Raw genomic sequence first — 13072 nt, 5'->3', positions numbered from 1 at the left:
CCCTCCGCTCAGGCTCTCTTCTTCCTGGACCACCGTGTCCCCGTGCGAGGAATTCCGCAGGACGGACACGCCGGTGCCCGGGTGCCGGTCCGAGGCCGGGGACCGAGCGGTCCGGCCGGTCCCGGGGTCCTAGGATGGGGCGGTGGACAGTGCAGACGACTCTCGCGTCGGACCGGACGGGGACGGTGCGGGGATGTCCGATCTCCAGGCTCTCGCCGTCGAGCTCCGCCGCATGAACGGTGAGATCAACCGTCTGGTCCACGCGTTCGCCCATACGCAGGGCCTCCACGCGACGGATGTGCAGGCGCTCGGCGCGATCCTCGACTCGGACGTGCCGCTCACTCCCGGTCGGCTCCGCGAGCACCTCGGCCTGACGTCCGGCGCGGTCACCGCCTGTCTGGACCGGCTCGAACGCTCCGGGCACATCAGGCGGGCGCGGGAGAGCGCCGACCGCCGGGTGGTCCACCTCTACTACGAGCCCGGCGCCCAGGCGGCGGCCCGCTCCTTCTTCATGCCCCTGGCGGAGGCGGCGGCCGGTGCCCGCTCGGCGTCGGGGCCCGGCGAACTCGAGGCCGCCCTCCGTTTTCTGGGACGTATGAACGGGGAACTCGGTCGAATGCAGGTTCCCCGGCGCTGAACCACCCTCCCGGTACGGAGGTACGCGCCGTGGCATGTAATCTCAATCATTGAGATACATCATGATTGAGAGATCGCGGCCGACCCAGGAGTGCTATGTCCACCGCATCGAAGCCGACCCGTCGGCTGATCGTTCTCCCCGTGTTCCTCGTCCTCGCCTGGCTGGTCGTCGGCGGCGCCTTCGGCCCCTACGCCGGAAAACTCGGGGAGGTGGCCACCAACGACCAGGCCGCGTTCCTGCCGCAGAGCGCCGAGTCCACCAAGGTCGTCGAGGCGCAGAAGGACTTCAGCCGCCAGGAGACCGTGCCCGCCATCGTGGTCTGGACGTCCGACGGGAACGGCGAGAAGCTCCGGCCCGAGCAGCAGCGGGCCGCCACCGCCGCCCTCGCCTCCGCACAGGACGGGCCCGGCGTGACGGGCAAGGTGAGCCCCGCTCTGCCGTCCGAGGACGGCGAGGCCCTCGAGGGCGTCGTACAGCTGAGGCCGGACCTGGGGGACGAACTCCCGGACTCGCTGGCCCACATCCGTGAGGCAGCCGAGAAGGTCCCGGGCACCACGGTCCAGCTCGCCGGGCCCGCGGCCTCGCAGGCCGACCTCTCGGACGCCTTCGCCGGCATCGACGGCCTGCTGCTCGGCGTCGCCCTGGTGACCGTGCTCGTCATCCTGCTCCTGGTCTACCGCAGCGTCCTGCTGCCCCTGATCATCATCATCGGCGCCGTGTTCGCGCTCGGTGTGTCCTGCGCCGTCGTCTACGTCCTGGCCGACCACGACATCGTCAGGGTCGACGGGCAGGTCCAGGGCATCCTGTCGATCCTGGTCATCGGGGCGGCCACCGACTACGCCCTGCTGCTCACCGCCCGGTTCCGCGAGGAGCTCGCGCGGCAGCCCGACCGGTGGACCGCCATGCGTGCGGCACTCCGAGAGTCCGCCGGACCGATCGTGGCCAGCGCCGCCACCGTGGCCCTCGGCCTGCTCGCCCTGCTGCTCAGCGACCTGACCAACAACCGGGCGCTCGGCCCGGTGGGGGCCATCGGGATCGTGTGTTCCGTCCTGAGCGCCCTCACCTTCCTGCCCGCCGTCCTGGTCCTCCTCGGCAGGGTGGCCTACTGGCCGTCCGGCCCCAGGAAGGGCCGGACCGAGCCCGAGGCGGGATCGACCGGGATCTGGTCGAAGGTCGCCCGGCTGGTCGACCGCGCCCCGCGCAAGGTGTGGGCCGTCACCCTGGCGGGGCTCCTGGTGTGCGCCGCCTTCATGCCGACGCTGAACTCCAAGGGTGTCCCCCTCGAGGAGATCTTCGTCAACGACGCGCCCTCCGTCGCCGCGCAGGAGACCCTCTCCCAGCACTTCCCCGGGGGATCGGGCAACCCCGTCGTCGTGATCGCCGCCGCCGACCGCTCGCAGGAGGTCGTCGCCGCGGCGCAGGACGTCCCCGGGGTCGCGAACGTCTCCGTCCTGACGGAATCGGGCCGGCCGGGCGCCGGGGAACCGCTGGTCGTGGACGGGCGCGTGCGGATCGATGCCACCCCCGAGGCCGCGGCGGACAGTGACGCTGCCAAGGCGACCGTGGTCGACCTGCGGAAGGCCGTGCACGCGGTCCCCGGAGCCGACGCGCTCGTCGGCGGTTACACCGCCCAGCAGTACGACACCCAGCAGACGGCCGAGCACGACCGCAACATCATCGTGCCGGTGGTGCTGGTCATCATCCTGGTCATCCTGATCGGCCTGCTCCGCTCGCTGCTGATGCCGCTGCTGCTGGTGGCTACCGTGGCGCTCAACTTCCTCGCCACGCTCGGCATCGCCTCGCTGGTCTTCGAGCACGTCTTCGGATTCAGCGGTACGGACGCCTCGGTGCCCCTGTACGGGTTCGTCTTCCTCGTCGCCCTGGGCGTGGACTACAACATCTTCCTGATGTCCCGTGTCCGCGAGGAGTCCCTGATCCACGGCACCCGTCAGGGAGTCCTGCGCGGACTCACCACCACGGGCGGCGTTATCACCTCCGCGGGCGTCGTGCTGGCCGCCACCTTCGCGGCGCTGGGAGTCATCCCGCTCGCCTTCCTGGTGCAGATCGCCTTCATCGTGGCGTTCGGGGTGCTGCTCGACACCCTCGTGGTGCGCTCCCTGCTCGTGCCCGCGCTGGTCCGGGACATCGGACGCGTCGCCTGGTGGCCGGGCGCGCTCAGCCGGGGCCCTGAGGAGGAGCCCGAGTCCCGCACCTGAGGGGCGGCGCACGCCTGAGCCGAGTCCTGTACGGGGCCGGGGTGACCGTTGGTCGCCTCGGCCCCGTCGTGCGTGTCCCCACAGTACTGGTGTCCCAGAGGGACTCATGTCCCACCGGGACATTTAAAGGTGTATGGTGCAGTTATGCAGGACTCAGGGAAGGCCCCGGAACGGCGCGCCCGCAAGGCGCGCAGGACCCGGGACGCACTGGCGCGGTCGGCGTTCGACCTCGTGCTCGAGCGCGGCCCGCGGGATGTGACGGTCGAGGAGATCGCCCAGGCCGCCGACGTCGACCGGCGCACCTTCAGCCGGTACTTCCCGAGCAAGGAGGCCGCCGTCCTCGACGCGGTACGAGGCGACGGCGACCGCATCAACCGAGCGCTCCGCGAGCGCCCCGAGGCCGAACCACCGCTCACCGCCTACCGCCGGGCCGTCCTCGACTGGCTCGAGGACCCCGAGGCGGAGCCCTGGCACCTGCGGCCACGCATCTTCGACCTGCTCGTCATGGCCGAGGAGGAACCGACCCTCTACGCCGCGTACCACCACATCAGGGTGGACGCACAGGAGGAGTCGGTGGCGATTCTCGCGGAACGGCTCGGCGTCGATCCACGGCAGGACCTCCGTCCTGCCGTGGCCGTGGCCGCGGGAGCCGGAGCGCTCCTCGCGGCCCAGGCGGCCTGGGTCAGGGGCGGCCGTCCCGCCGCCCTGCCCGAGCTCGTCGTACACGCCTTCGACGCCCTCTCCGCACACCTGCTGGACTGACAGCAGGACGGGCCGGCGCCCCACAGCACCACGCAAGGAAGCACACCATGAGCACCACCCTCCCCACCGCCCCCGAGGCGGAGTTCGCCGGCAAGGTCGCCCTCGTCACCGGCGGAGCGTCCGGCATCGGCCTCGCCCTTTCCCGCCGGCTCGCCGCGAGCGGCGCGAGCGTCGTCGTCGCCGACTACGACGAGGCGGGCGCCCGTCGGGCCGCCGAAGAGCTGCGCGCCACCGGCGCCACGGCCGCCGCCGTCGCACTCGACGTCACCGACCCCGCCTCCGTCGAGGCCGGGGTCCGCTTCGCCGTCGACACCTTCGGCGCCCTGCACCTCGCGGTGAACAACGCCGGCATAGGCGGCCCGTCACGTCCCACCGGCGAGTACGGGATCGAGGACTGGAACCGGGTCGTCGCGACCGACCTCAGCGGCGTCTTCTACTCGATGCGTCACGAACTCCCGGCCATCCTGGCCGCCGGCGGCGGCGCCGTCGTCAACGTCTCCTCCATCCTCGGGACCAACGGGTTCGCGAACTCCCCGGCCTACGTGGCCGCCAAGCACGGCGTCGTCGGCCTCACCAAGACCGCCGCACTCGAATACGCGAACCAGAACATCCGAGTCAACGCGGTCGGCCTCGGCTTCATCGACACCCCGCTGCTCCGCGACACCGACGGACCGGCCCGCGACCACCTGATATCGCTGCACCCCGCCGGGCGCCTCGGCACCTCCGAGGAGGTCGCCGAACTCGTCGCCTTCCTCCTCTCCGACCGCGCCTCGTTCATCCACGGCAGCTACCACCTGGTGGACGGCGGCTACTCCGCCTCCTGATCCCCCGAGTGGCGGAGCGCCATCACGGGGGTCACAAAGGAAACACGGAGAAACGAAGGAGAACCATGAAAGCCGTCCAGTACCGCACCATCGGCGCCGCCCCCGAGGTCGTGGACATTCCCGAGCCCGTACCAGGCCCCGGCCAGGTCCTGCTGAAGGTCACCGCGGCGGGTGTCTGCCACTCGGACATCGCGGTGATGAGCTGGCCCGCCGAGGGCTTCCCCTACGAGCTCCCGCTGACGCTCGGCCACGAAGGCGTCGGCACCGTCGCGGCGCTCGGTGACGGCGCCGAGGGCGTCTCGGTCGGCGACTCGGTCGCCGTCTACGGGCCATGGGGCTGCGGCACCTGCGTCAACTGCGCGGAGGGCCGGGAGAACTACTGCCTGCGCGCCGCGGACCTCGGCATCAACCCGCCCGGACTGGGCAACCCCGGTGCCATGGCCGAGTACATGATCGTCGACGACACCCGTCATCTGACGCCGATCGGCGGCCTCGACCCGGTCAAGACGGTCTCCCTGACCGACGCGGGCCTCACGCCCTACCACGCCATCAAGCGCTCGCTGCCGAAGCTGCGGCCCGGCGCCACCGCGGTGGTCATCGGCACCGGCGGGCTGGGGCACGTCGCGATCCAGCTGCTGCGCGCCATGACCGCCGCACGGGTCATCGCCCTCGACGTCACCGAGGAGAAGCTCGCGCTCGCCAAGACCGTCGGCGCCCACGAGGCCGTCCTGTCCGACGCGAACGCAGCCGCCGAGGTCCGCGCGCTCACCGGCGGCATCGGAGCCCAGGTCGTCCTCGACTTCGTCGGCGCGGAACCCACCGTGAAGACAGCGGGAGCCGTCGCCTCGGTCGACAGCGACATCACGATCGTCGGTATCGGCGGCGGCCTGCTGCCCGTCGGCTTCGGAGTCCTGCCGTTCTCCACCTCGGTCACCGCGCCGTACTGGGGCACCCGCAGGGAACTCGCCGAGGTCATCGAACTCGCCCACGCCGGCGCCGTGGACGTCCACGTCGAGACGTTCTCCATCGACGAGGCACCGCTCGCCTACGAGCGGCTGCACGCGGGGAAGATCAACGGCCGGGCGGTCATCCTGCCGAACGGCTGACCACCTGTGACGACTCGCCGGGCCCCCAGTCGACGGAGCCCGGCGAATCGTCATGCCGTCGGGGAGCCGGCAGGGCTCCCCGACGGTGTGCGCTCAGGGAGCCGCCGTCACCACGTCCTCACGGGTCAGGCGCACCGGCTCGGTCCCGGAGGCACTGTGCCGCTCGGCCCAGCTCTCCAGCGCGGTTCGGCAGGCGTGGTCCAGATGGTGCAGGCCCGACAGGTCGAGCGCGACGGGCCGGTCCGTGGGGAGGGCCTCCAGGCTGTCCAGTATCTTCGGCAGCCGCAGGAACGTCGCGTTGCCCGAGAGCCGGGCCCTCACCAGGTCGTCACGCGTCTCGACGACCTCCAGCCTGATGTGCGAAGCGTCCCAGGCGGCCTTGGCGACGGACAGCGCGAGGCCGGTCAGCACTCCCTCGAACATGTTGACCGTCACGATGGACACGGCGGTCACGGCCAGGATCAGCGCCTCACCCCGGTGCTCACGCCACAGCGCCACCAGGGAGCGCAACGGAATCAGCTTCCATCCGGCGTGGATCAGGATCCCGGCGAGTGCCGGGAGCGGGATGAGCTCCAGCGCCGAGGGGAGGAGCGCCGCGAACAGCAGGAGCCACACACCGTGCAGCACCCGGGAGGCCCGGGTGCGGGCGCCGGCCCGCACGTTCGCGGAGCTGCGCACGATCACCGCGGTCATCGGGAGCGCGCCGAGGATCCCGCACACGGTGTTGCCCGTGCCCTGGGCCATCAGCTCCTTGTCGTACCGGGTGCGCGGCCCGTCGTGCAGGCGGTCCACGGCGGCCGCGCTGAACAGGCTCTCCGCGGAGGCGATCAGCGTGAAGGCGGCCACCGTCCCGAGCAGGCTCAGGGTCGCCAGCCCGCCGAACTCCGACAGCGGGGGGATCTGCACCGCGTCCAGCAGCCCCTGCACCCGGACGGTTCCGACGGGCAGGTCGAAGGCCACGGTGACGAGCGTGGCGAGCGCGACCGCGGCGAGCGCGCCCGGAACCGCCCGCACCCGCTTCGGCATCCTGTCCCACGTCACCACCAGGACGATGGTCGCGGTGCCGATCGCGAGTGACACCAGTGCCTCACGGCTGGACACGGCGTCGGCCAGGAGTCCGGGAATCCCGGTCACCTTCTCGGTACCGGACGCGGGTGCCTCCACACCGGCGGCCGCGTACAGCTGACCGGCGATGAGCACGAGACCGATACCGGCGAGCATGCCCTCGACGACCGAGACCGAGATGGCCCGGAACCAGCGGCCCAGGCGCAGAGCGCCCATGGCCAGCTGGAGCAGACCCGAGACAAGCACGATCACACCGAGGGCGGGCAGTCCGAAGGTCTGCACGGCCTCGAAGACGAGCACGGTCAGACCGGCGGCCGGACCCGAGACCTGGAGACTGCTGCCGCGCATGGAACCGGTGACCAGACCACCCACGATGCCGGTGATCAGGCCCAGTTCGGCGGGGACGCCGGAGGCCACCGCCACGCCCACGCACAGCGGAAGGGCGACCAGGAAGACGACGAGTGAGGCGGCGAAGTCCTGCCGCAGATGAGGAAGGGCGCCGACGCGTCCCATGACGGCCCTCATCCCGTGCGGAAGAGGGCCGGGCGGGCGCCGGCGGGCCGGGGAGCCCAGCCGGCGGAGCCGCTGCCGTGCGGGACATCTGTCGTGTGGGGATCGACAAGAGTGTGCATGCCAGTGATTCCTCCTGGCGCGCCGAAAGGACGGCGCGTCGGTGCGTACGGGAGCCGGAACCTGGAAGAGGCACCCGGAGACGGCCCACCGGTCCGGCGGGACCGGGGGTGGGTCACCGTGGGCCCGGTCAGCTCAGCAGCGGAACACCTGGAGCAACGAGGCGGAGTGGGACGCCGAGGCCCCGGAGGCGTGACCGGCGCCGCCCGTTCTCGCACCGGAGGCCGGAGCGGACGTGTGGACGGCGGACCCGGCCAGGGCGGCGCGTGACGGCGCCTCCGGGACGGGCACCCCGGCGGAGCGGTGCCGGTCGCGCGGGCGCAGGAGTCCGTTGGGGTCGGAGCCCGGACGGAGCGTGCCGCAGGTGCCGCCGTACTCGCTGAGCGCCTCACCCGCGGCCGCCTCGGGAGTCCCGTCCGCCCGCATCGAGAACACGTGCCCGTGCGCGGTGGCATCGGCGGCGGAATCAGGGGAGTGAGGGGCGAGCAGAAAAGCCAGGAGGAACGCGAGCACGAACCGGACAGCCGTCGTCCGCACCCTCCACCTCCTCCTGGATTTCACGCCTCTCACCGCACGCCTCTCATCGGACGCTAACAGGCCGGAGTGCTTATGAAGTTAACCCGATGTGAAGAGTCCGAAAGTCGATCCCGAACGAGTGGATTCCAGCGTTCGACAGCTTTGGCCTGCGGAAGCGTCTGCCGATGGACTCTCGTATTTCGAGATGACCCTCAGCTGCGTGGCTTCTGCATATGCCGTTGGAACGTCAGTTGTGTGGCCGGTCAACGGTTCGACACGTCGGTGCGACCCGCATTCCGGGTGGAATTCGCGGTGCCGATGCACGTCTGTCATTTCCCCGCGTCGGGGAGGGGCACCGCGGCGGAGAGATAGCCCTCGGCGAGTTCCGCCGGTGTACGCGGGCCGGGCTCGCCCGGCTCCAGCAGCCCTCGCTCGCGCAGCAGCTGGGCGGTCGCCACCCCCCAGGGCAGCCTGAGCCCCGCCTCCCGCAGGAGATCGATACGGGCCAGCATCGCCGGTGCCGGCCCGGCGCGGACCCCTGCCGGGGTCAGCAGTGCCACGTCGTCCGCCCAGCGCAAGGCGAGGTCGACGTCGTGTGTGGCCATCATGACCGTCGTGCCGCCCGCACGGAGGGAGCCGAGGGTCGCCAGCAGTCGTTCCTGACCGTCCGGATCCAGCCCCGCGGTGGGCTCGTCGAGGATCAGCACACGCGGCCGCATCGCCACCGCCCCCGCGATCGCGGCCCGTTTCCGCTGCCCGTAGGAGAGGAGGTGCGTCGGCCGGTCCGCCAGCGCGCGGATACCGAGCGCGGTCAGCGCCTCCTCCACCCGGCCCCGCACCTCGGCGTCCGTCAGACCGAGGTTCAGCGGACCGAACGAGACGTCCTGGAAGACGGACGCCGCGAACAGCTGGTCGTCCGGGTCCTGCACCACCAGCTGGACGGTCGTCCGCAGCCGTGTCAGGCCCTTGCGGTCGTAGGTGACCGGGCGCCCCTCGACCGTCAGAGCTCCCGCGCCCGGGCGCAGCCCGCCGCTGAGCAGCCTCATCAGGGTGGTCTTGCCGCTGCCGTTCCTGCCCAGCAGCGCGAGCGCGCGTCCCTCACGGGCGTCGAAGTCGAGGCCGCTGAGCACGGGCGGGCCGTCCTCGTAGGAGAACGACGCCCCCCGCAGCGAAAGCAGCACGGAAGCACTCATGGGAGCAGCCTTTCCAGGCAGAGGGTCAGGGCGGCGACCGCCGCGAGAAGGGTGGCGCTCGCCGCCACGAAACGGAGGGAGACGCGGGCCTCGGGCACCAGGACGCGCAGGGTGCCGTCGTATCCGCGCCCGGCCAGTCCCGACTGGAGACGAGCGGCCCGGTCGAAGGCCCGGACGAACGCGGTCGCTCCGAGGCCGCCCAGCGATCTCCAGGTCGCTGCCCGCGCGGTGTGACCGAGCCGCGCGGCCTGCGCCTCACGGACCCTGCGCATCGCGTCCAGCAGGAGGAAGCTCATGCGGTAGGTCACCAGGGCGACATCCACCACCGCAGCGGGCACACCCGCCCGTACCAGCCTCGGCAGCAGGTCGGACATCGGTGTGGTGAACGCGAGGAGAAGGACTCCCAGGGAAGCGGCGGACGTCCGCAACAGCAGCTCGGCGGCCCGGAACGCCCCGCCCGGAGCAAGGGCGACGAGCCCTCCGGGTCCGGCGACCTGCACCAGCAGAGTCCCCGCACCGGTCACGCAGAACCCCAGCGGGATCCGGTACGCGCGCCACAGCTGACGGGGGCTCACCCCCGCCGGCCCCAGCAGTGCCGCGACCGCGGTGACGAGAACCAGGGCGGCACCCGGCCAAGGCGGCAGCGAGATCGCCAGCACCGTGAGTCCCAGCCCGAGCACCGCCTTGTCGACGGGATGGCGGCGGCGCCAGCGACTGCTGTGCGCCGCCGCGTCGATCGGCAGCACAGGGGCTCAGGCCTCCCGCGTCGCGGACTCCCCGGGCTGCCCGGTCGCGGCGATGCCGTCCCGCCGGGCCAGGGCCAGCCGCTCGCCCTGCCGCCGGCCGCGCCGCACACCGAAGTAGTAGGCGAGCACCCCGGCGCCCAGAGCGGCCTGCAGGGCGAACAGCGCCGATTCGATCTCCCCGGACGGAGGCTCGTACAGCGGGGCGAACCAGGGCTCGTACCCGGGGTCGATCTCGGTGATCGCCGTCTCGGCCTGGGCGTCCGCCCCCGAGAAGGGCTCCTCCTTGCCGTCCCCCGAGCCCAGTGCCAGGGGCAGGACCGCCAGGGCGGCCACGAGCAGGAGCAGCAGGCCGTTGATCTTCGTGTTCCGGTTCATCACGCCACCGCTTCCGTCTTCTTCTCGTCCGTCCTGGTGCGGGCCCCGCCGCTGAGGAGCACGCCGAGCCGGGTCAGATCACCCCTGCTGGACTGCACCAGGAGACGCATGACCAGCACGGTCAGAAGGCCTTCGCTCACCGCGAGCGGGATCTGGGTGACGGCGAAGATGGAACCGAACTTCCCGAGCGCTCCGAGGAACCCGGTGCCCGGGTCCGGGAAGGCCAGGGCGAGCTGCGCGCTGGTGACGCAGTAGGTGGAGAGGTCGGCGACGAACGCGGCGAAGAAGACCGCGACCATCAGCGACACCCCGAGCCGGCGCAGCAGCCTGTAGACGGCGTAACCCGCCCAGGGGCCGGCGATCGCCATGGAGAAGACGTTGGCGCCCAGCGTGGTCAGCCCCCCATGGGCCAGCAGCAGGGCCTGGAACAGCAGGGTGATGGTCCCCAGGACCACCATGATCGGTGGACGGAAGAGGATCGCTCCCAGCCCGGTACCGGTGGGATGCGAACAACTGCCCGTCACCGACGGGATCTTCAGCGCGGACAGTACGAAGGTGAAGGCTCCGGAGGCCCCGAGGAGCAGTGTGCTCTCGGGGTTCTCCCGGACCTCACGGGTGAGTGAACGTACTCCGTGGACGACGAACGGCGCGGACGCGACACCCCAGGCGATCGCGTGCGCCGGAGGCAGGAAACCCTCGGCTATGTGCATGACTCAGAGACCCTCTCCAGCACCTCGTGGATGGTTGAAGTGCCTTGGCCGGTCTCCTGGCTTACGGGTGACACCGCCCGGATCTCCGCCTTCCCGGGTCACAAGGACCCAGTGGCTGCCCGCGAGGGCCGGAGCCGGACTTCCCGATCACAGTGGCGAGGGCCGCACCGGCATCACACCGGATTTCCCGTTCACCAAGGCGTGGCGACAGTAGTGGCAGTGAGGGGGCGATGACAAGCGGGCCCACCCGCCCGCACCTGCGAACACGTACCCCCACGGGGCCCCTGGGCGCGCTCCCGCGCAGCTTCCACGCGGTGCGGACCGGAGCGTCCCCGCAGGGGATCGGTGCACGCCGGCCCCGCCCGCCCGGCTGGACCCGCACACTCCGCCGGCGCCGGCGGAGTGTGCCGGTGCGAGGGCGGGGGCGGGCGCCGGACGCTCACCCGGGCGGCGGCCGCACGGTGCGCCGTGAGAGCGCTCAGCCCAGGTCCGGACTCTCACGCAGTTCGACGACCGGACGCTCCCGTCCGTCGAGTTCGAGCACCACGAACTCGTTGCGCCCCGCGCGCAGCAGCGGCCACGGGACGTAGAGCGTCCGCTGAGGCCCCCGCGCCTGCCAGTAGCGGCCCAGGCAGAATCCGTTGACCCAGACGTACCCCTTGCCCCAGCCGGGCAGTGCGAGATACGTGTCACCCGGCTGTTCCACCTCGAGGAAGCCCCGGTGGAACACCGGACCCCTGGAACCACCCGAATCCTCCGGAGCCGTGTCCCAGGACACCTTTCCGGGGGTTCCGTGCCCCAGCTCGATCGCGCGCGCGGACCAGCCGTGCAGCAGCTGCTGGGTGTGCAGGACGTTACGCACCCCCTTGCGGTCTCCCAGCCCCACGCCGTAGTTGACCCTGCCCATGGACTCCACCAGGAGCTCCACACGCGCCCGTCCGCCGTCCACCCGTACGCCCTCGACCGACTCGGTGCCGCCGCGCTCCACCACGCCCGCGGGCCGGCCGTCGACGAAGACGTGGGCCCGGTCGGCGAGCCCCTGGACCGAGAGCGCGTAGGGCCCGCGCGGACCGGGGATCCCGGACGAGTAGAGCACCAGCCCGTGGCTGATGCCGAGTTCCTCGAAGGAAGGCGGCACGGCGGCGCGCACCTCATCGCCCGAAAGATCATCCAGGACGTCGAACAGCGCCACAGCGGACTTGAGTTCCAGGGACGCGGGTGGCAACAGTGGTCCGGGGGACTCCGGTTCGGGCAGTGGACCGTCCGCGTATCGTGCGAGTACCTCACGGAACGCGCTGAACTTCTCCGTCACACCGCCCCGTTCGTCGATCGGCGCGTCGTAGTCGTAGGAGGTCACCGTCGGCAGGTACCCCTCACCCGTGGCCGGATCCCGTGAGTTGGCCCCCGCCCACGTCGAGAAGTTCGTCCCGCCGTGCGCCATGTAGAGGTTCACCGACGCCCCGGACTCCAGGATCTCCTCGAGTGTCGCCGCGGCGTCCGCGGGCTCCCGTACGACGTGCCCGGTGCCCCAGTGGTCGAACCAGCCGCACCAGAACTCCATGCACATGGGCGGGTCCAGCGGACGAAGACGCTTCAGGCTCGCGAACGCCTCGTCGGCACGGCTGCCGAAGTTCACCGTGGCCAGGTGTCCGGGAGCCGTCCCGCCGGTGAGGAAGAAGTCGTCCGGTCCGTCGGAGGTGAACAGCGGTACGTCGATGCCGCGCGCCCGCATTCCGCCGGCCAGGTGCTCCAGGTACCCGCGGTCCGTGCCGTAGGAGCCGTACTCGTTCTCGATCTGCGCCATCAGGACGTTCCCGCCCCTGGTGACCTGGTGTTCCGCCACGAGCGGGACGACCCGGTCCAGCCAGCGGTCGACATGGGCCAGATATCCGGGGTCCTGGCACCGCAGCGCCCGTACGGCGGGGTCGGAGAGCAGCCACCACGGCAGTCCGCCGTTCTCCCACTCCGCGCAGATGTAGGGCGACGGCCTGACGACGGCGTACAGTCCGGCCTCGCGTGTCGCGCGCAGGAACCCGTCCAGATCGGCGATGCCGTCGAAGTCGTACTCCCCGGGCCGCGGTTCGTGGAGATTCCAGGGGACGTACGTCTCCACGGTGTTGAGGCCCAGCGCGCGCAGCATCCGCAGCCGGTGCGGCCACTGCTCGGGCAGGACCCGGAAGTAGTGCAGCGCGCCGGACAGGACGCGCAGCGGACGGCCGTCGAGGGAGAACCCCTCGGGCGATGTACGGAACATGAGGGCTCTCCGGTGGGCATACCCGTGAAGGGTCAGTC

At 71.5% G+C, this 13072-nt stretch carries 12 protein-coding genes and 1 riboswitch; of the genes, 5 read left to right on the top strand and 7 right to left on the bottom strand.

Going from position 1 to position 13072, the window contains the following annotated elements:
- The first annotated feature begins 142 nt into the window (after window positions 1-142).
- The 5 genes from ACFXOA_RS27990 to ACFXOA_RS27970 all read left to right on the top strand — a co-directional run bounded on the left by ACFXOA_RS27990 (window position 143) and on the right by ACFXOA_RS27970 (window position 5545).
- A complete protein-coding gene (locus tag ACFXOA_RS27990; RefSeq protein ID WP_385034227.1) occupies window positions 143-637 on the top strand; it encodes a MarR family winged helix-turn-helix transcriptional regulator in 495 nt (164 codons plus the stop codon).
- A 95-nt stretch (window positions 638-732) separates the two neighbouring features.
- On the top strand, window positions 733-2853 hold the full coding sequence (locus ACFXOA_RS27985) for an MMPL family transporter (RefSeq protein ID WP_385034226.1): 2121 nt from the start codon (window positions 733-735) through the stop codon (window positions 2851-2853).
- Window positions 2854-2997: 144 nt separating this feature from the next.
- Entirely contained in the window at window positions 2998-3615 is a 618-nt protein-coding gene (locus ACFXOA_RS27980; protein ID WP_385034224.1) for a TetR family transcriptional regulator, read from the top strand.
- A gap of 47 nt (window positions 3616-3662) precedes the next feature.
- Window positions 3663-4439 (top strand): SDR family NAD(P)-dependent oxidoreductase, encoded by a 777-nt coding sequence (locus ACFXOA_RS27975; protein WP_385034222.1) that lies wholly within the window; start codon window positions 3663-3665, stop codon window positions 4437-4439.
- Between the two features lie 65 nt (window positions 4440-4504).
- Window positions 4505-5545, top strand: coding sequence for an NAD(P)-dependent alcohol dehydrogenase (locus tag ACFXOA_RS27970; protein ID WP_385034220.1), 1041 nt, complete (start codon window positions 4505-4507; stop codon window positions 5543-5545).
- A gap of 93 nt (window positions 5546-5638) precedes the next feature.
- Here ACFXOA_RS27970 and ACFXOA_RS27965 read toward each other — a convergent pair whose 3' ends face one another.
- From ACFXOA_RS27965 to ACFXOA_RS27935, 7 genes are all read right to left on the bottom strand, one after another.
- On the bottom strand, window positions 5639-7123 hold the full coding sequence (locus ACFXOA_RS27965) for a SulP family inorganic anion transporter (RefSeq protein ID WP_385034217.1): 1485 nt from the start codon (window positions 7121-7123) through the stop codon (window positions 5639-5641).
- A 252-nt stretch (window positions 7124-7375) separates the two neighbouring features.
- A complete protein-coding gene (locus tag ACFXOA_RS27960; RefSeq protein ID WP_385034215.1) occupies window positions 7376-7777 on the bottom strand; it encodes a hypothetical protein in 402 nt (133 codons plus the stop codon).
- 308 nt (window positions 7778-8085) lie between these two features.
- Complete coding sequence (locus ACFXOA_RS27955) at window positions 8086-8949, bottom strand: energy-coupling factor ABC transporter ATP-binding protein (RefSeq protein WP_385034212.1); 864 nt, start codon at window positions 8947-8949, stop codon at window positions 8086-8088.
- Window positions 8946-9695, bottom strand: a complete 750-nt coding sequence (cbiQ, locus tag ACFXOA_RS27950) for a cobalt ECF transporter T component CbiQ (RefSeq protein ID WP_385034209.1) — start codon at window positions 9693-9695, stop codon at window positions 8946-8948. Before cbiQ ends, ACFXOA_RS27955 begins: the two co-directional genes overlap by 4 nt.
- 6 nt (window positions 9696-9701) lie before the next feature.
- Entirely contained in the window at window positions 9702-10070 is a 369-nt protein-coding gene (locus tag ACFXOA_RS27945) for an energy-coupling factor ABC transporter substrate-binding protein (protein ID WP_385034206.1), read from the bottom strand.
- The gene (locus tag ACFXOA_RS27940) at window positions 10070-10780 is read right to left on the bottom strand and encodes an energy-coupling factor ABC transporter permease (RefSeq protein WP_385034203.1); all 711 of its coding nucleotides are present in this window, start codon (window positions 10778-10780) and stop codon (window positions 10070-10072) included. The genes ACFXOA_RS27945 and ACFXOA_RS27940 overlap by 1 nt, the downstream gene beginning before the upstream one ends.
- 28 nt (window positions 10781-10808) lie before the next feature.
- A riboswitch (cobalamin riboswitch) is annotated at window positions 10809-10994 on the bottom strand.
- A 264-nt stretch (window positions 10995-11258) separates the two neighbouring features.
- On the bottom strand, window positions 11259-13034 hold the full coding sequence (locus ACFXOA_RS27935) for a beta-galactosidase family protein (RefSeq protein ID WP_385034200.1): 1776 nt from the start codon (window positions 13032-13034) through the stop codon (window positions 11259-11261).
- Window positions 13035-13072: the final 38 nt, after the last annotated feature.

Source organism: Streptomyces sp. NPDC059166, assembly GCF_042755185.1.
Taxonomy (GTDB): domain Bacteria; phylum Actinomycetota; class Actinomycetes; order Streptomycetales; family Streptomycetaceae; genus Streptomyces.
This window is presented reverse-complemented; position numbering and strand designations above follow the sequence as displayed.

What these genes read in the sequence shown, in the direction of transcription:
- ACFXOA_RS27985 (WP_385034226.1), top strand. Translation starts at nt 733, where the DNA reads ATGTCCACCGCATCGAAGCCGACCCGTCGGCTGATCGTTCTCCCCGTG.
- ACFXOA_RS27980 (WP_385034224.1), top strand. Translation starts at nt 2,998, where the DNA reads ATGCAGGACTCAGGGAAGGCCCCGGAACGGCGCGCCCGCAAGGCGCGC.
- ACFXOA_RS27975 (WP_385034222.1), top strand. Translation starts at nt 3,663, where the DNA reads ATGAGCACCACCCTCCCCACCGCCCCCGAGGCGGAGTTCGCCGGCAAG.
- ACFXOA_RS27970 (WP_385034220.1), top strand. Translation starts at nt 4,505, where the DNA reads ATGAAAGCCGTCCAGTACCGCACCATCGGCGCCGCCCCCGAGGTCGTG.
- ACFXOA_RS27965 (WP_385034217.1), bottom strand. Translation starts at nt 7,123, where the DNA reads ATGGGACGCGTCGGCGCCCTTCCTCATCTGCGGCAGGACTTCGCCGCC.
- ACFXOA_RS27955 (WP_385034212.1), bottom strand. Translation starts at nt 8,949, where the DNA reads ATGAGTGCTTCCGTGCTGCTTTCGCTGCGGGGGGCGTCGTTCTCCTAC.
- ACFXOA_RS27945 (WP_385034206.1), bottom strand. Translation starts at nt 10,070, where the DNA reads ATGAACCGGAACACGAAGATCAACGGCCTGCTGCTCCTGCTCGTGGCC.
- ACFXOA_RS27940 (WP_385034203.1), bottom strand. Translation starts at nt 10,780, where the DNA reads ATGCACATAGCCGAGGGTTTCCTGCCTCCGGCGCACGCGATCGCCTGG.
- ACFXOA_RS27935 (WP_385034200.1), bottom strand. Translation starts at nt 13,034, where the DNA reads ATGTTCCGTACATCGCCCGAGGGGTTCTCCCTCGACGGCCGTCCGCTG.